This is a genomic window from Streptomyces sp. NPDC041940, assembly GCF_055589465.1.
In genome coordinates this window covers 218,101-237,612 of record NZ_JBVJBP010000005.1, presented here as the reverse complement: position 1 = coordinate 237,612, position 19,512 = coordinate 218,101, and the positions used below count along the sequence as shown (strand labels likewise).

Annotated in this window: 18 protein-coding genes; 15 read left to right on the top strand and 3 right to left on the bottom strand. The window is 70.6% G+C overall.

All coding sequences use genetic code 11. The features are described 5' to 3' along the window. Positions 1 to 49: 49 nt before the first annotated feature. A complete protein-coding gene (locus ACZ6I3_RS12060; protein ID WP_469413933.1) occupies positions 50 to 955 on the bottom strand; it encodes an endonuclease/exonuclease/phosphatase family protein in 906 nt (301 codons plus the stop codon). Between the two features lie 192 nt (positions 956 to 1,147). On the opposite strand from ACZ6I3_RS12060, the gene ACZ6I3_RS12055 reads away from it, so the two are divergent. Both ACZ6I3_RS12055 and ACZ6I3_RS12050 read left to right on the top strand, forming a co-directional pair. Next, entirely contained in the window at positions 1,148 to 2,449 is a 1,302-nt protein-coding gene (locus ACZ6I3_RS12055; protein ID WP_469413931.1) for a DUF6986 family protein, read from the top strand. 95 nt (positions 2,450 to 2,544) lie between these two features. Further along, positions 2,545 to 4,407: a serine/threonine-protein kinase gene (locus ACZ6I3_RS12050; protein WP_469413929.1), complete on the top strand. Its 1,863-nt coding sequence runs from the start codon at positions 2,545 to 2,547 to the stop codon at positions 4,405 to 4,407. On the opposite strand, the gene ACZ6I3_RS12045 is transcribed toward ACZ6I3_RS12050, so the two are convergent. Both ACZ6I3_RS12045 and ACZ6I3_RS12040 read right to left on the bottom strand, forming a co-directional pair. Next, on the bottom strand, positions 4,353 to 5,171 hold the full coding sequence (locus tag ACZ6I3_RS12045; RefSeq protein ID WP_469413928.1) for a hypothetical protein: 819 nt from the start codon (positions 5,169 to 5,171) through the stop codon (positions 4,353 to 4,355). The genes ACZ6I3_RS12050 and ACZ6I3_RS12045 overlap by 55 nt on opposite strands. Positions 5,172 to 5,178: 7 nt before the next feature. Further along, positions 5,179 to 6,243 (bottom strand): LacI family DNA-binding transcriptional regulator, encoded by a 1,065-nt coding sequence (locus ACZ6I3_RS12040; RefSeq protein ID WP_469413927.1) that lies wholly within the window; start codon positions 6,241 to 6,243, stop codon positions 5,179 to 5,181. Between the two features lie 171 nt (positions 6,244 to 6,414). Between ACZ6I3_RS12040 and ACZ6I3_RS12035 the strand changes: the two genes are divergently transcribed. The 13 genes from ACZ6I3_RS12035 to ACZ6I3_RS11975 all read left to right on the top strand — a co-directional run bounded on the left by ACZ6I3_RS12035 (position 6,415) and on the right by ACZ6I3_RS11975 (position 19,507). Next, a complete protein-coding gene (locus tag ACZ6I3_RS12035; RefSeq protein ID WP_469413926.1) occupies positions 6,415 to 7,368 on the top strand; it encodes an ROK family protein in 954 nt (317 codons plus the stop codon). 113 nt (positions 7,369 to 7,481) lie between these two features. Next, positions 7,482 to 7,937 (top strand): hypothetical protein, encoded by a 456-nt coding sequence (locus ACZ6I3_RS12030; protein WP_469413924.1) that lies wholly within the window; start codon positions 7,482 to 7,484, stop codon positions 7,935 to 7,937. 62 nt (positions 7,938 to 7,999) lie between these two features. After that, positions 8,000 to 8,473, top strand: coding sequence for a helix-turn-helix transcriptional regulator (locus tag ACZ6I3_RS12025; protein WP_469413923.1), 474 nt, complete (start codon positions 8,000 to 8,002; stop codon positions 8,471 to 8,473). Positions 8,474 to 8,483: 10 nt separating this feature from the next. After that, positions 8,484 to 8,897, top strand: coding sequence for a VOC family protein (locus ACZ6I3_RS12020; RefSeq protein WP_469413921.1), 414 nt, complete (start codon positions 8,484 to 8,486; stop codon positions 8,895 to 8,897). Positions 8,898 to 8,984: 87 nt separating this feature from the next. Then, entirely contained in the window at positions 8,985 to 11,378 is a 2,394-nt protein-coding gene (locus tag ACZ6I3_RS12015; RefSeq protein WP_469413920.1) for an ATP-binding cassette domain-containing protein, read from the top strand. Positions 11,379 to 11,451: 73 nt separating this feature from the next. Continuing rightward, entirely contained in the window at positions 11,452 to 11,676 is a 225-nt protein-coding gene (locus ACZ6I3_RS12010) for a hypothetical protein (protein ID WP_469413918.1), read from the top strand. 66 nt (positions 11,677 to 11,742) lie between these two features. Further along, the gene (locus ACZ6I3_RS12005) at positions 11,743 to 11,985 is read left to right on the top strand and encodes a hypothetical protein (RefSeq protein ID WP_469413916.1); all 243 of its coding nucleotides are present in this window, start codon (positions 11,743 to 11,745) and stop codon (positions 11,983 to 11,985) included. A gap of 147 nt (positions 11,986 to 12,132) precedes the next feature. After that, a complete protein-coding gene (locus ACZ6I3_RS12000) occupies positions 12,133 to 13,176 on the top strand; it encodes an NUDIX hydrolase (protein ID WP_469413914.1) in 1,044 nt (347 codons plus the stop codon). Positions 13,177 to 13,480: 304 nt separating this feature from the next. Continuing rightward, complete coding sequence (locus ACZ6I3_RS11995) at positions 13,481 to 14,512, top strand: ABC transporter permease (protein WP_469413912.1); 1,032 nt, start codon at positions 13,481 to 13,483, stop codon at positions 14,510 to 14,512. Between the two features lie 76 nt (positions 14,513 to 14,588). Next, the gene (locus ACZ6I3_RS11990; RefSeq protein WP_469413911.1) at positions 14,589 to 16,265 is read left to right on the top strand and encodes an ABC transporter substrate-binding protein; all 1,677 of its coding nucleotides are present in this window, start codon (positions 14,589 to 14,591) and stop codon (positions 16,263 to 16,265) included. A 79-nt stretch (positions 16,266 to 16,344) separates the two neighbouring features. Continuing rightward, a complete protein-coding gene (locus ACZ6I3_RS11985; RefSeq protein ID WP_469413910.1) occupies positions 16,345 to 17,337 on the top strand; it encodes an ABC transporter permease in 993 nt (330 codons plus the stop codon). A 32-nt stretch (positions 17,338 to 17,369) separates the two neighbouring features. Beyond that, complete coding sequence (locus tag ACZ6I3_RS11980; RefSeq protein WP_469413909.1) at positions 17,370 to 18,461, top strand: ABC transporter ATP-binding protein; 1,092 nt, start codon at positions 17,370 to 17,372, stop codon at positions 18,459 to 18,461. Then, positions 18,458 to 19,507 (top strand): ABC transporter ATP-binding protein, encoded by a 1,050-nt coding sequence (locus ACZ6I3_RS11975; protein WP_469413908.1) that lies wholly within the window; start codon positions 18,458 to 18,460, stop codon positions 19,505 to 19,507. Before ACZ6I3_RS11980 ends, ACZ6I3_RS11975 begins: the two co-directional genes overlap by 4 nt. Positions 19,508 to 19,512: the final 5 nt, after the last annotated feature.

The window sequence follows — 19,512 nt, the reverse complement described above, 5'->3', positions numbered from 1 at the left end:
GCCGCAGAAGGCTCCCGTGACCGCGCGAACGGTCACGGGAGCCTTTTTCTCACCCCAGGGTCATCGAGGCCTGCACCGGCAGATGGTCGCTCGGGTACGTCCCGTCCGCGGAGTGGGTGTTCATCCCGGCCCGGTGCGTGGTCACCCCGGGCGTGGTGAGGATCCAGTCGATGCGCCGCCCGCCGGGCCTGAGCGCCCTGTAGCCGTGGTGCGTCCCGTACGCCGGACCCCGCGAGGCCGCCGCGTCCCAGGCGTCCACCAGCCCGATGTCCAGCATGAGGTCGTACACCCGGTTGTCGTGTGCGGCCGCGTTGAAGTCGCCGGTGACGATGACCGGTAACGACCGGTCCCACCCGGCGATCGTCTCGCCGATGAGCCCCGCCGAGCGTTCCCGGGCGTACTGGCTGACGCTGTCCAGGTGGGTGTTGAGGACGTAGAACTCCCGTCGCCCGTGGGCCAGATCGGCGAACCGGACCCACGTCACCATGCGCAGCCAGTCCGCGCCCCAGGTGTTCGAGGCGATGGTGTACGGGGTGTCGGACAGCCAGAAGTGATCGAACTCGATCGGCTCGAGTCTGCGCGTGTCGTAGAAGACCGCCATGAACTCGTCCTTGCTGCCGCCTCCGCGTCCGGTGCCGATCCAGTCGTGGTGCCCGCCGAGATCCTTCTCGATCGCGCGCACTTGCCGGTAGAGCCCTTCCTGGATGCCGATGAGGTGCGGTCGCTCGCGACGCAGCAGTTCTCGCATCACCGGTCGGCGCACTTCCCAGCGCGGTGTCTTGTCGACGACGGTCCCGAAGCGCACGTTGAACGTCATGACGTCCAGGGCGCCCGGGTGCTCGCCGGCGGAAGCGGGCTGTGTGGGGCCCGCGGTGGTGAGCAGCGGTCCCGCGACGGCGGCGGCCGCCGCGGCCTTGAGCCCGTGGCGGCGCGTCACTCCGACCTCGTTCGGCACGTGGTCTCCCTCCCCTTGCACGTCAGGATGAAGCTTGCCTTCTGAATACGGAAGATGAGGGCGAGTCGGCGGCGATCAAGGGTGAAGGATGGGTAATCCCACTTCAAGAGGGTGTTGACCTGGGTGAAGGTCGACAGTTAGCTTCGTCATACGGATTATTGATTCCGCTGTACGGAAAATGGAGGGCTTGGAATGGGGCAGGGCCGACAGGAGAACGTGGCGACGAGCCTCGCGGGCGCCGTCAGCGAGGAGATCAGCGCCTCCCTCGCGGCGGTCGACGCCGAACTGGAGCGCCGCTACCCCGGAGACCCCGGCACCCGTCAGCCCGTCCACACCGTCTATGTCCCCGGCGACGTCTTCGCCGCCGACACCGTTCGCTCCTGGGGCGACCGTGCCCTGGCGGCCCTCGACGAACACGCCCCGGACGCCGCGTCCTTCGCCGCCGTCCTCGGCCTCGCCGAGGAACTCGCCGAGCCCGTCCACGCGCGCGTGCGTGCCAAGCTGGAGCACGAGCCGATCGAGGACCTGCGCGTCGACTTCGAGGACGGCTACGGCAACCGCCCCGACGCCGAGGAGGACGAGGCCGCGGCCCGCGCCGCCCGGCTGATCGCGGAGGCGTACGAGGACCGCACCGCGGCCCCCTACATGGGCATCCGGATGAAGTGCATGGAGGCGCCCGTACGCGACCGGGGCATCCGCACACTCGACATCTTCCTCACCGGTCTGATGGAGGCCGGCGGCCTGCCCCGCGGGCTGGTGCTCACCCTGCCCAAGGTGACCTACGCCGAGCAGGTCACCGCCATGGCGCGGCTGCTGGACGCCTTCGAGAAGACCCACGGCCTGGAGCCCGGCCGGATCGGCTTCGAGATCCAGATCGAGACCAGCCAGTCCATCCTCGCCGCCGACGGCACCGCCACCGTCGCCCGCATGATCCAGGCCGCCGAGGGCCGCGCCACCGGCCTGCACTACGGCACCTTCGACTACAGCGCCTGCCTCGGCGTCTCCGCCGCCCACCAGGCCAGCGACCACCCCGCAGCCGACCACGCCAAGGCCGTCATGCAGGTCGCGGCGGCCGGCACCGGCGTCCGCGTCTCGGACGGCTCCACCAACGTGCTGCCCGTCGGCCCCACCGAGAAGGTGCACGCCGCCTGGCGGCTGCACTACGGACTCACCCGCCGCGCCCTGGCCCGTGCCTACTACCAGGGCTGGGACATGCACCCCGGCCACATCCCGACCCGGTACGCGGCCGTCTTCGCCTTCTACCGCGAGGGCTACGAGCAGGCCGCCGCCCGGCTCGCCCGCTACGCCAACCGCACCGGCGGCGACGTCATGGACGAGCCCGCCACCGCCAAGGCCCTCAGCGGCTACCTGCTCCGGGGCCTGGACTGCGGCGCCCTCGACATCGGTGAGGTCGCCCGGCTGACCGGCCTGACCCGCGCCGACCTGGAGAGCTTCGCGACGCCCAGGCGGGCGGATCTGACGGCGTCCGCCTGACACCGTCGGCTTTCGTTGTCATCGCCGCCCCGTACTCTGTACGCCACGTACTGACGTGTCGATGGATCCAGCGGTGTCACAGGAACGGGGCAGCGGTGTCAACGGGGGAGTACGGGCAGACCGAGGAGGCCGGTCGGCTGCTGGCAGGCCGCTATCGCGTCGCGGGCCGGCTGGGACGCGGCGGCATGGGCATCGTCTGGAAGGCCGTCGACGAGGTCCTCGGCCGCGAGGTCGCCGTCAAGGAGCTGCGCACCTACACCGACGTGGCCGGCCCCGAACTGGCCGCTCTGCGACTGCGGATGCAGCGCGAGGCGCGTGCGGCGGCCCGGGTGCGCCACCCCGGCGTCATCGCCGTGCACGACATCGCGGAGGTCGACGGCCGGCCGCTCATCGTCATGGAACTGGTCGACGGGCCGTCCCTCGACGACGTCCTGCGCGAACGCGGCACGCTGGACCCGTGCGAGGCGGCCGGGATCGGCGCCGAGGTCATGGACGCGCTGTCCGCCGCCCACCGGGCAGGCGTCCTGCACCGAGACGTGAAGCCCGGCAACATCCTGCTCGACCGCTCGGGCCGGGTCGTCCTCACCGACTTCGGCATCGCCACCATGGACGACCCGGGCGACGGTTCGGCCACCCACCTCACCCGCAGCGGCGAACTCGTCGGCTCCCTCGACTACCTGGCCCCCGAGCGGGCCCAGGGCGCCGACCCGGGCCCCGCCTCCGACATCTGGGCGCTGGGCGCCACGCTGTACGCGGCCGTCGAGGGAGCCTCGCCCTTCCGCCGTACGTCCACGTTCTCGACCCTCACGGCGATCGTCACCGAGCCGCTGCCGGAGCCCCTGCGGGCCGGCCCGCTCGGCCCCGTCCTCCAGCGGTTGCTGGACAAGCGCCCCGAGTCCCGCCCGGAGGCCGACCAGGCCCGAGAGCTGCTGCGGTCCGTGGCGGACTCGGGCGGTACGGACACGCCGACAGCTCCGCTGCGAGAGCCTGCGGCATCGCCCTCGTCGTCGCCTTCGCGTGCGGAGACGGAGCGCAGTGTTCCGGCGGTGCCGCCGGGGTTCGGGCCGCCGCCGCACGTACAGCCGGGCACCCCCGGCCCTCTCGAGGCCCCGGGGTCATCGGTCTCCGGGACGTCTGCGGCCTCCGGAGCCTCTGGAGCGGCCGGGGCGGCCGTGGCGGCCGCCTCAGGGTCCGGCCCGCGCGGCTCGGGACCCGGTCCGCACGGCTTCGGGCCGTCCGACCCGGGCAGCACCGCCCCCGGCGTCTCCGCTCCCACGGGCCCGGTGGACTCCGGCCGCCCGCCCCGTCGTAGGTCCCGCGCCCTGCTCGCCGCCGCGGCCGCCACCGTCGCTCTCGCCGCAGCCGGTGTCACGGCCGCCGTGCTCAGCGACTCCGGCGACAAGGAAAGGGGCACCCGGACCGACGCCGCGCGTGCGGATGCCGCAGCCTCCTCCGAGCCCGGTCGCACCGACGACGGCTCGAACGCTCCCCGGCCCACCCAGCAGGGCGACGAGAAGGGCAAGGCCCCCTCCAAGAAGCCCGGCGGCAAGAAGGCCCCGGAGCCCACCGGCGGGGAGGACACCCCGGCCCCCGCCGAGTCCTCCGGCGGCGGCGACACCGGAGACGGTTCCGGCGACGGCGGGACGGGCGGCACTCCGACCACCCCGGCCCCCGAACCGGCCTGCCACGCCATCGGCGGCGGCAAGTACAACTGCCAGGTCTGGAAGACCGCCGACTCCTACACCGCCTCCGGCACCGAGGTCGGTGTCCTCAACGCGGGCACCAACTACTTCTACTGCCAGCAGAACCTGGGCCGCCGCGAGACGGACGGCCGGTGGACCAACGTCTGGTGGGCGAAGACCGACGACGACAGCGGCAACACGAACGTCTGGGTCAGCGACGTCTACGTCAAGGGCGGGGACAACGACGGCCCGGTCCCCGGGCTCCCGGTCTGCTGAAACCCCGTCGGCCGGGAGCCGACGTACCGCTCCAGGCCGGAGGCGGTCACCAGCTTCTCCTCGATGAACAGCCGTGTGCCCCGCTCGCACAACCGCCGGTCACCGCGGGCCCGCGCGCTGAACTCCTCGGGCACCACGCCGAACAGCTCCCTGAACCGCGGCAGGCCGGAGAGCAGCTCGGTGAGCAGCGCCCGCTGGCCCGGGTGGGTGCGCGGCGCGCCGCTGCCGTCGTGCAGGACCCCGTGCCGGTTGACGTACGCGTACGCGCCGGGCAGCCGGGTGCCGTCCGCGAGGTCGATCCGCACATCGGGCGCGGGCAGCCAGGCACGGTTGAAGTTGCCGTTCGGCAAGGGCGCGCCCTCGCTCGCGTCGATCACCGCGAGTTGCTCGTCGTCGAGCCAGAGGACGAACAGCTCCCGCACGGTGTCCGGGGCGCTGACGGGCGAGGCGGACATGTATCCCATGCGGCTCACATGCGCCGAGACGCCCGCGTCGACGCCCCGCACCCGGGTCTTCACCATCGGGAGCGGGGACCTGATCCCGAACTCGGCCATCTTGTGCCGCAGTTGTCCCGGGCAGGCGTTGGAGCCGATGGCGAGGACCGGGGTGCGGTCCTCGTGCACCAGCTGCTCCAGCGGCAGGAAGCAGTCCCCGTCGAGGAGCCCGGAGCCGGCCGGCCACGCGCCCGGATACAGCAGCGGATGCTCGCGCGGCGCCTCGGCCAGGCCGAGTGCCCGCAGCGTGCGATCGCGGAGGTGGTCCATGGGCCGCTCAGTCCGCCGGGGGCAGTTCGCCGGAGCCGCGGGTGATCAGCCGGGTCGGCAGCTCGATGCGCTCGGGGGTGATCTGGGTGCCGTCGAGCTGCCGGAAGAGACGTTCCGCCGCGGTGCGGCCGATGTCCGCCGCGTCCTGGGCGACGACCGTGACGCCCGGCTGGAGCAGGTCGGCCAGCTCGATGTCGTCGAAGCCGACCAGGGCGACGCCGCGGGCGTGCTCGGCGAGCACGCGGACCACGGTGACCGTCACCCGGTTGTTGGCCGTGAAGATCGCGGTGACCGGGTCAGGGCCGGACAGCATCTCCTCGGCCGCCCTGCGCACCCGCTCGGGGTCGGTGACGCCGAGGGACATCCAGGAGTCCGCCACCGGTATGCCGGCGTCCTCCATCGCGGCGCGGTAGCCGCGCAGCCGCTCGGCGGCGGTGTGGATGCGGGGCATGTCGCCGATGAAGCCGATCCGGCGGTGCCCGTGCGCGATGAGATGGGCGACGCCGCCGCGGGCTCCGCCGAAGTTGTCCGACAGGACCACGTCGGCGTCGATGTACCCGGCCGGCCGGTCCACGAACACCGTGGCGACACCCGCCTTGAGCTCCGGCTCCAGATACCGGTGGTCGTCACCGGCCGGGATGACCACAAGACCGTCCACCCGCCGCGCGCACAGGGCCAGCACCAGCTCCTGCTCGCGCTCCGGGTCCTCCGCGCTGGAGCCGTTGATCAGCAGGGCGCCGTGCGCGCGGGCCACCTCCTCGACGGAGCGGCTCAGCGGCCCGTAGAACGGGTCCGCGAGGTCCTCCAGGACCAGGCCGATGCTGGCCGTACGGCCCTTGCGCAGTACCCGCGCGCTGTCGTTGCGGCGGAAACCGAGGGCGTCGATCGCCTCCTGGACCCGCCGCTCCGTCTCCGGGGTGACCCCCGGCTCCCCGTTCACCACCCGGGAGACCGTCTTGAGCCCGACTCCGGCGCGTGCCGCGACGTCCTTCATGGTCGGCCGGGTGCCGTAGCGCGTTGCGGATCGGAGGGGGGTCTGGGGCACGGTGCGGTGTCCTGTCCTGTCGTCCACGGGAGTGCGTCGGTCCTGGGTTTGTATGAGGATGTGGCGTCGAGCATAGAGCCTGGACAACGTTGTCAGGCTCGGGGGAGACTGTCCACCGCAATCTCCGGCCCGCGCACCCGTGCGGGACCGGTGCCGCTCGGCGTTCTTTCTCATGGTTGACGGGGAGATCCGACACTGATGCACACCGACCTCGTGGCCGCGCTCGACATCGGCGGCACCAAGATCGCCGGCGCTCTGGTGGACGGCCACGGCCGGATCCTGGTCCGCGCCCAGCGGCCGACGCCCGCCCGGGAGGACGGCGACACCGTGATGCGGGCCGTGGAGGAGGTGCTCGGCGAGCTCACCGTGTCGCCGCTGTGGGAGCGCGCCACGGCCGTGGGCATCGGCAGTGCCGGGCCCGTGGACGCCTCGGCGGGCACGGTGAGCCCGGTGAACGTGCCCGGCTGGCGCGGCTACCCGCTCGTCGGACGCGTCCGGGCCGTGGCCGGCGACCTGCCCGTGGAGCTGATCGGCGACGGTGTGGCGATCACGGCGGCCGAACACTGGCAGGGCGCCGCCCGCGGCCACGACAACGCGCTGTGCATGGTCGTCTCCACCGGTGTCGGCGGCGGCCTGGTGCTCGGCGGGCGGCTGCACCCCGGGCCCACCGGCAACGCCGGCCATATCGGCCACATCAGCGTGGACCTCGACGGCGATCTGTGCCCGTGCGGCTCGCACGGCTGCGTCGAGCGCATCGCGAGCGGTCCCAACATCGCCCGGCGCGCCCTGGAGAACGGCTGGCAGCCGGGCCCCGACGGAGACACCACCGCCGCCGCGGTGGCCGCCGCGGCCCGGTCCGGCGACCCGGTCGCCGTCGCCTCCTTCGAGCGGGCCGCCCAGGCCCTGGCCGCCGGGATCGCCGCCACCGCGACCCTCGTCGAGATCGACATAGCGGTGATCGGCGGGGGAGTGGGCAAGGCGGGCGACGTCCTCTTCGCCCCCCTGCGCAAGGCTCTGAGCGCCTACGCGACCCTGTCCTTCGTCCGGGGGCTGACCGTGGCACCGGCCCAGATGGGCACCGACGCGGGCCTGGTGGGTGCCGCCGCGGCGGCGCTCGCGAAGCGGCCGGACGCGGCCGCGGCGGGGGTGTGAGCACGGGCAGGAACGTTCAGGCGGCGGGGTCGGGGCGCCCGGGCCCCACCCGTCCCTGAGCCGGAGGGAACCACTCCGCCCGTCGCGGTATCTGGCCCGGCATGAGTGCCGGGATGACGTTCTTCGGGCTGGTCTTCATGGGCGGGTGGGCGGCGGCCCTCGGGGCGCTGGTGTTCGCCGTCGTCACGCTGGTGCGTGTCCGGCAGCGGGAATGGGTGCGCCGCCGAGGACACCCCGCGGTTCGGCTGCTGCTGCCGGCGCCCGCGTTCCTGCGCTTCGACGTGGCGCTCGCCGTGACGGCCCTCCTGGCCGACCTGTGGCTCGTGTCGGTGGTCATCGTGTTCGGCGCGGACGGCATCTTCACCGAGGACTGGATGGGCTACCCCGGCATGGTCGACTCCACCGGGCGGGGATACCAGGCCGCAGTCGTGAGCGCGCTGCGCTCCATCGCGTGGTGGACCTTCGGGATCGCGGTGCTCGGTCGCTGCTGGATCACAGCGGGTGTGCAGCTGTGCCTCCTGCCGCTCGCGGCCTGGTGGATCGGAACGTTCGACACGTACTTCACCTGACAGGCCCCGGCACCTGACAGGCCCGGCCCGGGATACCAGCTTCTCCCTCCGAAATCGACCAAATGTCCGTGCCATGTGGCACGATCCGGCATGTGACCAGCAGACCCACCTCGGCGCAGCGCCTGCGTGACCTCGCGCGCCTGCGCCGGGTCAAGGACCGGATCGACCGGGAGTACGCACAGCCGCTGGACGTGGAGGCGCTGGCCCGCGGCGTGCACATGTCGGCCGGGCATCTCAGCCGGGAGTTCCGGCAGGCCTATGGCGAGTCGCCGTACAGCTACCTCATGACGCGGCGCATCGAGCGCGCGATGGCCCTGCTGCGCCGGGGCGACCGCAGTGTCACCGAGGTGTGTTTCGAGGTCGGCTGCTCGTCGCTGGGCACCTTCAGCACCCGCTTCACCGAGCTGGTCGGCATGCCGCCCAGCGCCTACCGGCGCGAGGCGGCGCGCGCGACCGCGGGGATCCCGTCGTGCGTGGCGAAGCAGGTCACCAGACCGGTCAGGAATCGAGAAGCGCCCGCCTCGAGCCGAAACTAGCGTGGTGGCCATGGACCTCAACATTCACGCCAGTTTCCTGCCGCACGACGACCCGGACGCCGCCCTGGCGTTCTACCGCGACACCCTCGGCTTCGAAGTCCGCAACGACGTCGGGTACGAGGGCATGCGCTGGATCACGGTCGGCCCCGTGGGCCAGCCCGGCACCAACATCGTCCTGCATCCGCCGGCCGCCGACCCGGGCATCACCGAGGACGAGGGCCGCACCATCGCCGAGATGATGGCCAAGGGCACCTACGCGAGCATCGTCCTGGCCACCACCGATGTCGACGGCACTTTCGAGCGGCTGCAGGCGGGCGACGCCGAGGTGGTCCAGGAGCCGGTGGACCAGCCGTACGGCGTCCGCGACTGTGCCTTCCGCGACCCCGCGGGCAACATGATCCGCATCCAGCAGCTGAAGCCGTGACGCCGTAGCGGCGCCTCACAGACCACATCCCCCGCACCCCCGGTTCGGTGCGGGGGACGGAACGTCCGAGCGACAGATGGAGACACGATGAGCAAGGCCACGACGACGGACAGACGGTCGCCCGGGCCGCACGCTGCCGACAGCCATGACGTGATCCGCGTGCACGGTGCGCGCGAGAACAACCTCAAGGACGTCAGCATCGAGATTCCGAAGCGCAGGCTCACGGTGTTCACGGGCGTCTCCGGCTCGGGCAAGAGCTCGCTGGTGTTCGACACGATCGCCGCGGAGTCACAGCGGCTGATCAACGAGACGTACAGCGCCTTCCTCCAGGGCTTCATGCCGAACCTGGCCCGGCCCGAGGTCGATGTGCTGGACGGGCTGACCACCGCGATCACCGTCGACCAGCAGCGCATGGGATCCGACCCGCGCTCCACCGTCGGCACCGCCACCGACGCCAACGCGATGCTGCGCATCCTCTTCAGCCGGCTCGGCGCGCCGTACATCGGCCCGCCCGGCGCGTTCTCCTTCAATGTCGCCTCGGTCTCGGCGAGCGGCGGGATCACCGTCGACCGGGGTGCCGACAAGACCAAGACGCAGAAGGTGACCTTCAGCCGTACCGGCGGCATGTGCACGCACTGCGAGGGCCGGGGCAAGGTCTCGGACATCGACCTCACCCAGCTGTTCGACGACTCCAAGTCGCTCTCCGAGGACCCGTTCACCATCCCCACCTACACCGGTGACGGCTGGGTGGTGCGGGTCATCGCCGAGTCGGGCTTCTTCGACAAGGAGAAGCCGATCCGCAAGTACACCAAGAAGGAGCGGCACGACTTCCTGTACCGCGAGCCGACCAAGGTGAAGATCAACGGCGTCAACCTCACCTACGAGGGACTGATCCCGAAGATCCAGAAGACCTTCCTCGCCAAGGACCGCGAGTCGATGCAGCCGCACATCCGGGCCTTCGTGGACCGGGCGGTCACCTTCACCGAGTGCCCCGAGTGCGACGGCACCCGGCTCAGCGAGCTGGTCCGCTCCTCCAGGATCGGCAAGGTCAACATCGCCGACGCCTGCGCGATGGAGATCCGCGACCTGGCCGAATGGGCCCGCGGGATCGAGGATCCGTCGGTGGCGCCGCTGCTCGCCAAGCTCCGGCACACCCTGGACTCGTTCGTGGAGATCGGGCTCGGCTATCTCTCGCTGGACCGGGCCTCGGGCACGCTCTCCGGCGGCGAGGCGCAGCGCACCAAGATGATCCGGCACCTCGGCTCCTCGCTCACCGACGTCACCTACGTCTTCGACGAGCCGACCATCGGACTGCACCCCCATGACATCCAGCGGATGAACAACCTGCTGCTGCGGCTGCGCGACAAGGGCAACACCGTGCTGGTGGTGGAGCACAAGCCGGAGACGATCGCCATCGCCGACCATGTCGTGGACCTCGGCCCCGGCGCCGGCGCGGCGGGCGGCACCGTCTGCTTCGAGGGCACCCTGGAGGGGCTGCACAAGAGCGGCACCGTCACCGGCCGTCATCTCGGCGACCGGGCAGCGCTGAAGGAGACGGTCCGCAAGCCCACCGGCACCCTCGCGATCCGCGGCGCGACCGCGAACAACCTGCACGACGTCGACGTCGACATCCCGCTCGGCGTGCTCACCGTCGTCACCGGCGTCGCGGGCTCCGGCAAGAGTTCGCTCGTGCACGGTTCGATCCCCACCACCGAGGGCGTGGTGTCGATCGACCAGACCGCGATCCGCGGCTCGCGGCGCAGCAACCCCGCGACGTACACCGGTCTTGCCGACCCGATCCGCAAGGCCTTCGCCAAAGCCAACGGTGTGAAGCCGGCGCTCTTCAGCGCCAACTCCGAGGGCGCCTGCCCCACCTGCAACGGCGCCGGTGTCATCTACACCGACCTGGCGATCATGCAGAGCGTCGCCACCCCCTGTGAGGTGTGCGAGGGCAAGCGGTTCGAGGCGTCGGTGCTGGAGTACCGCTTCGGCGGCCGCGACATCAGCGAGGTGCTGGCGATGTCGGTGGCCGAGGCCGAGAAGTTCTTCGGCGCCGGTGAGGCACGCACCCCGGCGGCCCACCGGATCATCGAACGGATGGCGGACGTCGGACTCGGTTACCTCACCCTCGGCCAGCCGCTCACCACCCTCTCCGGTGGCGAGCGGCAGCGGCTCAAGCTGGCCACGCACATGGGCGACAAGGGCGGTGTCTACGTACTCGACGAGCCGACCACCGGCCTCCACCTCGCCGACGTGGAGCAGCTGCTCGGGCTGCTGGACCGGCTCGTCGACTCCGGGAAGTCGGTCATCGTCATCGAGCACCACCAGGCGGTCATGGCGCACGCCGACTGGATCATCGACCTCGGCCCGGGCGCCGGACACGACGGCGGCCGGATCGTCTTCGAGGGCACCCCGGCCGAACTCGTCGAGGCCCGCTCCACCCTGACCGGGGAGCACCTCGCGGCCTACGTGGGCGCCTGACGCGGAGGCGAAGGGCAGGCTGAACGGCCCATCCCGGCGCGCGCCCGGCGCCGTCCCCGCGCACCCTGGTGCCATGGCGTCCGTGAAGCCCGTCGTGGTCTACCCGCCTGCCGTGGACGGTGGCCGGCGGGTCCGTGTGGACGACCAGTTCCTCGGGATCGCGTACGGGCTGCTGGACGTCGCCGAGTTCCTGCGCCGGGCGGGTATCGAGGACGCGGACGAGGCGTACGCGGCGTCGTCGGGGCTGATCGAATGGCGCGGTGGCGGGCCGGGGACCTGGGACAGCGGTCCCGGATGAAGCCGTCGCGTCGCCCGAACGGCCCAGTGGCGTGACCCCGGAGCGGGTTCGGCAGTTGAGTCGGTCATGAAGAAGCGCAGCATGCTCGCCATCGCCTCCCTGGCCACCGGCTTCGTCGTCGCGGCGGTCACCCCGTCGCACGCGGTCGGAGAGAAGCTCCCCGGGATCAACGTGGACGAGACCCTCAACACGCTCAACCAGGCCGTCGGCAAGGACGGCCTGTCCATGGCCGGGAAGGACGGCCTCCAGAAGAAGGGCGCCCAGAAGAAGGCTGCCCAGAAGAAGGGCGTTCAGAAGAAGAAGGGCTGACGAGCCGCTCCGGCCTCGGCCCACGGCGCCGGCGCTCCCCGTGCGAGGGGAGCGTCGGCGCCGTCGTCATGCGCCCTCAACTGGGGCTGGTTTCCGTGGCAGGGTGGAGCGGGCAAGCCTCAGGGGGCCAACAGAAGAGGGGGACCTGTGACCGTCGTCTGGATCAACGGCGCGTTCGGTGCGGGGAAGACCACCACCGCACAGGAACTGATCGAACTGATCCCGAACAGCACGCTCTTCGACCCCGAGGTCATCGGCGGCGCGCTGCGGTATCTGCTGCCGCCCAAGCGCCTCGCCGAGGTCGGCGACTTCCAGGACCTGCCGATCTGGCGACGGCTCGTGATCGACACGGCGGCCGCGATGCTCGCCGAGCTCGGCGGCACCCTGGTCGTCCCGATGACGCTGCTGCGGCAGGAGTACCGCGACGAGATCTTCGGCGGCCTGGCCGCGCGCAGGATTCCGGTCAGCCACATCCTGCTCGCTCCGGCCGAAACGATACTGCGGGAGCGGATAGCGGGCCGCGAGGTGCCGCGGGACCTCCCCGACGGCGAGATACGAATACGCCAGTGGTCCTCCGACCACATCGAGCCGTACCGGGCCGCGCTCGCCTCCTGGCTCACCGCGGACGCGCACCCGGTCGACACCAGCGACCTCACGCCGTACGAGACCGCCGCCCGCATCGCCCAGGCCGTGGACAACGGCTCCGTGCCCGTCTGCGACATCGTGCAGACGCCCGAGCCCACCGCCGAGACGCTCGCCGCCGGTGTCCTCCTCTTCGACGAGCAGGACCGCGTGCTGCTCGTCGACCCCACCTACAAGGCCGGCTGGGAGTTCCCCGGCGGAGTCGTCGAACCCGGTGAGGCGCCCGCGCGGGCCGGGGTGCGGGAGGTCGCCGAGGAGACCGGCATCCACCTCGACGAGGTACCGAGCCTGCTCGTCGTCGACTGGGAGCGCCCCGCGCCCCCCGGCTTCGGTGGCCTGCGGCTCCTCTTCGACGGAGGTCTCCTCGACTCCGCGAAGGCCGGCCGGGTACTGCTGCCCGGGCCGGAGCTGCGCGACTGGCGGTTCGTCACCGAGGAGGAGGCCGCAGACCTCCTGCCACCGGTGCGCTACGAGCGCTTGCGCTGGGCCCTGAGGGCGCGCGAACGCGGAGCGGCGTGCTACCTGGAGGCCGGGGTGCCGGTCGGCTGAGCCGGGGCTGTGGTCGTGCCCTTTACCCGGCGCGGGGGATTCCGAGGGAAAAGCGAGAGGAAACGCACCCGGAGGCAATGCCAATCACCGCCCAAGGAATCTCCCGCATTCCTTCACGTGGCGGGTAATCACATTCCCCGCTCTCGTCAACACTCTTCCATGACCGCAAACAATCCCTTTTCTCGCCCCTGCGCGGCTTGACCGCCCTCGCACGGCATTGCGAAAGTCCGCAATGTCTCACGGCGGCGCTCACGACCGCCACTCAATTTCCTTGCCTCAGGGGCAGATCCGGGATGTCCGTACGATGACCACGCAACACCAGCCGGTCGACACCGGCGGCGGCACCACGCTGCCGGCCGAGCCGTCGACGCAGGACAGCAGACCCGGCGGCCCGGTCGTCGCCGGCCGCTCACCGGCCCGGATGGCCTGGCGGCGGATCAGGCGGGACAAGGTGACCACGGCCGCCCTGGTGGCCACCGTCCTGTTCATCGTGATCGCCCTGCTCGCGCCGGTCCTCACCGCGCTGACCGGCTGGGGACCGATCACCCCCGACAACAAGGCGATCAACCCGGACACGGGCAACTTCCCCTACGGATCGCTGGGCGGCCTCAGCGCCCGGCATCTGCTCGGCGTCGAACCGGGCACGGGCTACGACCTGTTCGCCCGCATCGTCTACGGCCTGCGCACCTCCCTGTACGTGGGCTTCGCCTCGGCCGTGCTGTCCACCGTGGCCGGTGTGGTCGCGGGGCTCGCGGCCGGCTACTTCGGCGGCTGGGTCGACTCCCTGCTGTCCCGGGTCATGGACGTGATGCTGGCGTTCCCGCAGCTGCTGTTCATCATCGCGCTCACCCCGGTGATCCAGAACGCGCTGCAGACCAACACCCACGGCGGCACCGACGAGAACCTCCGCCTCCTCGTCCTGGTCCTCAACATCGCCGTCTTCGCCTGGGCGTACACCGCCCGCCTGGTGCGCGGACAGGTACTGTCCCTGCGCGAACGGGAGTTCGTCGACGCCGCGCGGCTGATGAGCGCCGGCCGGCGGCACATCCTCTTCCGGCAGCTGCTGCCCAACCTGTGGGCGCCGATCCTGATCTCCTTCGCGCTGGCCGTCCCGCAGAACATCACCACCGAGGCGGCCCTGTCGTACCTGGGCGTCGGCGTCATCCCGCCCAACCCCGACTGGGGAGCGCTGCTCTCGGACGCCTCCCAGTTCTTCCTCCAGGACCCGATGTACCTCTTCGTGCCCGGCGTCCTGCTCTTCCTCCTGGTCCTGGCGCTCAACCTCCTCGGGGACGGCGTCCGGGACGCCCTGGATCCCCGCGCCCGGCGCGGCTGACACAGCCACCCCCCGAGTATCGGCCCGGCGGTCCCACGAACGGCCGCCGCGCCCGTAGCAAGAAGGAGTTTCCTCAATGACGCGCAGCACGCGCAGATCGCGCACGGTCGCTCTCACGGCCTCCGCCGTGGTGATCGCCCTGGGGGCCACCGCATGCGGAGGCTCCTCCGGCGACAGTGGCAGCGGCGCCCCTGGTAAGGGCGGCACCCTGACCATCCTGAACAAGGCGGACTACGACCACCTCGACCCCCAGCGCGTCTACACGACCGAGGGTCAGAGCATGGACCAGGAGATCGTCCGGACCCTCACCGGCTGGGACGAGACGGGCCCCAAGCCGAAGCTGGTCGGCGACCTGGCCACCGACACCGGAACGCCGAGCAAGGGCGCCACGGTCTGGACCTTCCACCTGCGGCACGGCGTCAAGTACCAGGACGGCACCGAGGTCACCGCGCAGGATGTCAAGTACGGTGTCGAGCGCTTCTTCTCCTCCGACATCAACGGCGGCCCGCCCTACGCCTCCCAGTGGCTCGTCGGCGGCTCCGACTACAAGGGGCCCTACCAGGGCAAGCAGCTCGACTCCGTCCAGACGCCGGACAAGTACACCGTCGTCTTCCATCTGAACCAGCCGGTGGCCGACTTCGACGAGACCACCACCATGACCGGTTGGTCCGCCGTGCCCAAGGCCCACGACACCGGTTCGACCTATGACACCAAGGTCTGGTCGGACGGCCCGTACATGATCAAGTCGTACACCAAGAACAAGGAACTCGTCCTCACCCGGAACAAGAACTGGTCGCAGTCGACCGACCCGATCCGGCAGCAGAACGTCGACGGGATGGACGTCAAGTTCGGCCAGGACGAGTCGGCCATCGACCAGCAGCTCAAGGCCGACGCCGGCACCGCGCAGACATCGATCCAGCAGTGGCCGATCGCGGGCTCGGACCTGGCCCAGATGGCCAACGACCCCTCCCTCAAGAGCCGTTACTACAAGATCCCCGCGCCCGGCATCAACTACCTGGCCATCAACACCACCCGGGTCAAGGACCTCCGGGTCCGCCAGGCGATCGAGTACGCCGTGGACAAGACCACGGTCCGCGGCGCCTTCGGTGGCTCCGCTTACGGCGACTACGCCACCACCATGCTGAGCCCCGGCATCGGCGGCTACCAGAAGTTCAACGACTACAGCGCCAACCCGGCGGGCAACCTCCCCAAGGCCAAGGCCCTGATGAAGCAGGCGGGCGACCCGAAGCCGGCCATGTCGATCGCGGTGGAGAACACCCCCACCCAGGAACACTTCGCCGACGCGGTGAAGACCGCGCTGGAGCGCATCGGCATCCACGTCAACATCTCCCCGATCGACGCGTCGAACTACTTCAGCACCATCGACAACACGAAGAACCAGTACGACCTGACCTGGGGCGACTGGATCGCCGACTGGCCGAACGCCTCCACGGTGCTGCCCACCCTCTTCGACGGCCGCCTGATCAAGAAGAACCCCCAGGCCAACCAGGACCTGTCGTACCTGAACGACCCCAAGGTCAACACGCTGATCGACAAGGCGGCCAAGATGACCGACCTCGCTCAGCGCAACGCCGCCTACGGGCAGATGGACCGGCAGATCCTCAAGGACGCCGCCGTGGTCCCGCTGATGTACATGAACTTCACCGAGATGTCCGGCTCCAAGGTCGGCGGAGTCATCCCCGACTCGATCGTGGCCGAGCCGAGCCTGGTCCACGTCTACGTCAAGCACTGACGGACGCTTCCCCCTCTGAACCCCGCCGGCGGTTCCGGCCGCCGGCGGGCATCCCACTCACGTCAGGTCCCGGCACCTCATGTTTCGTTACCTCATCAGACGCCTGCTGGCAGCGGCCGTGATCATGCTGGTGATCACCACGATCACCTTCTTCATCTTCTTCGCGCTGCCGTCCGACCCCGCACTCCTGGCCTGCGGAAAGACCTGCTCCCCCTCCCGCCTCGCGGAGATCAAACACTCGCTGGGCCTGGACCAGGGCTATCTGACGCAGTACTGGGAGTTCCTCAAGGGGCTGTTCGCCGGCCGTGACTTCGGCGACCAGAGCGTCCGCATCCACTGCGGAGCCCCCTGCCTCGGCGTCTCCTTCCAGACCGACACCCCCGTGCTGACGACACTGCTCCAGGACTTCCCGGCGGACCTCTCCCTCGGACTCGGCGCCGCGGTGGCGTTCCTGGTCCTGGGGGTCGGCCTCGGCACCGTCGCCGCCGTCCGCAGGGGCAGAGCGGCCGACAAGGCGGCGGTCGGACTGGCTCTGTTCGGCGTGTCGGTGCAGATCTACTTCATCGGCCTGCTCCTGCTGTACCTCTTCGTCGACAAGTTCCAGATCCTTCCGACCTCCGGCTACACCCCGATCACCGAGGATCCGGCCGGCTGGTTCCAGGGGCTGATCCTGCCGTGGACCACCCTGGTCATCGTCTACCTCGCGATGTACACCCGGCTCACCCGCTCCTCCATGCTGGAGGTCTTCGCCGAGGACTACATGCGCACCGCCCGCGCCAAGGGACTGACGGCCTCCAGCGTCGTCCTCAAGCACGGGTTGCGGGCCGCCATCACGCCGATCATCACCATCTTCGGCATGGACGTCGGCTCCCTGATCGGCGGCTCCGCGGTCATCACCGAGTCGGTCTTCGGCATCAACGGCATCGGCAAGCTCGCCGTCGACTCCGTCCAGAACTCCGACCTGCCGGTCATCCTCGGCACCACGCTCTTCGCCGCGACGTTCGTCGTCATCGCCAACGTCGTCGTCGACCTGGTGTACGGCCTCGTCGACCCGCGCGTGCGACTCGCCTGAGCCCTTTCTCGTCCTCAGTCCTTAGGAACACCGTGTCCGTTCAGACCTCACCGCAGCCCGCGGACGTCACGCCCGCCCCCGCACCCTTCCTCGACGTACGCGACCTGAGGGTGCACTTCCCGACCGAGGACGGCATCGTCAAGTCCGTCGACGGCGTCTCCTTCAGCCTGGAGAAGGGCAGGACCCTCGGCATCGTCGGCGAGTCCGGCTCCGGCAAGTCGGTGACCTCGCTGGCCCTGCTAGGACTGCACAAGGGCACCCGCGCGCAGGTCAGCGGCGAGATATGGCTGGAGGGCAGAGAACTCGTCGCGCTTCCCGAGGTCGAGATGCGCGAACTGCGCGGCCGTACGGTCTCCATGATCTTCCAGGACCCGCTCTCCGCGCTGCACCCCTTCTTCACCGTGGGCGCCCAGATCGCCGAGGCCTACCGCGTGCACCACCAGGTCTCCAGGAAGGAGGCCAGGGAACGGGCGGTGGAGATGCTGAAGCGGGTCGGCATCCCGCAGCCCGAGCGCCGCGTCAGGGACTATCCCCACCAGTTCTCCGGCGGCATGCGGCAGCGCGCCATGATCGCCATGTCCCTGGTCTGCGACCCCGCCCTGCTCATCGCCGACGAACCCACCACCGCCCTGGACGTCACCGTCCAGGCCCAGATCCTCGACCTGATCCGCGATCTGCAGGAGGAGTTCGGCTCCGCCGTCGTCATCATCACGCACGACCTCGGCGTGGTCTCCGACGTCGCCGACGACATCCTGGTGATGTACGGCGGCCGCCGCATCGAGTACGGCACCACCCGTGAGGTGCTCAAGCAGCCGCAGCACCCCTACACCTGGGGCCTGTTGCAGTCGATGCCACATCTCACCGGCGACGTCGGCGAACGGCTCAACCCGATCCCCGGCACGCCGCCGAGCCTGATCAACCTGCCGGACGGCTGCGCCTTCAACCCCCGCTGCGCCTACAAGGGCTGGGTGCCGGAAGGGCGATGCACCGTGGAGCGGCCCGAACTGCGCCTCGTCTCCGGCAGGGCGGGACACCTCGCCGCGTGCCATCTCACCGACGAGGCCAAGCAGGAGATCCGCGGCGGGGCCGACGGGGACGAGCTGACGAAAGGGAACACGCCGTGAGCACCACCCAGCCCCTCACCGGGCGGAACACCGACCTTCCCACCGGCGAGAACCTCCTCGAAGTGCGCGGTCTGCGGAAGCACTTCCCCCTCCGGCAGGGCATCATCTTCCAGCGGCAGATCGGGGCCGTCCGAGCCGTCGACGGCATCGACTTCGCGGTGGGGCCCGGCGAGTCGCTGGGTCTGGTCGGCGAGTCAGGCTGCGGCAAGTCGACCACGGGCCGTCTGATCACCCGGCTGCTCGAACCCACCGGCGGCTCCGTCCTGTTCGACGGCGAGGACATCACCCACCGGCCCGCCGCACGGATGCGGGAGGCCCGCCGCAACCTCCAGATGATCTTCCAGGACCCGTACTCGTCGCTGAACCCCCGGCACACCGTCGGCACCATCATCGAGACGCCGATGCGGCTCAACGGCATCAACCCGGCCCAGGGCCACAAGCGGCGCGTCCAGGAACTCCTGGAGACCGTGGGCCTCAACCCCGAGCACTACAACCGCTACCCGAACGAGTTCTCCGGAGGCCAGCGCCAGCGCATCGGCATCGCCCGCGCCCTCGCCCTGCGGCCGAAGCTGATCGTGGCCGACGAGCCCGTCTCCGCGCTGGACGTCTCCATCCAGGCACAGGTCGTCAACCTGCTCCAGGACCTCCAGCGGGAGTTCGGTATCGCCTTCGTCTTCATCGCCCACGACCTCGCCGTCGTACGGCACTTCTCCGAACGGGTCGCCGTGATGTACCTCGGCAAGATCGTCGAGGTCGCCGACCGCGAGTCGCTCTACACCCGCCCACGGCACCCCTACACCCACGCGCTGCTGTCCGCCGTACCCGAGGCCGACCCGGACGCCACTCAGCGGCGCGAACGCATCCGGCTGGCCGGGGACGTGCCGTCCCCGATCGACCCGCCCTCCGGCTGTCGCTTCCGCACCCGCTGCTGGAAGGCCCAGGACCGATGTGCCGCCGAGGAACCACCGCTGGTGCGCGTCGAGGGCAGCCCCGCGGGCCATCTGACCGCCTGCCACTTTCCCGAGGAGCCGACGGAGGGGTACTGACCGCA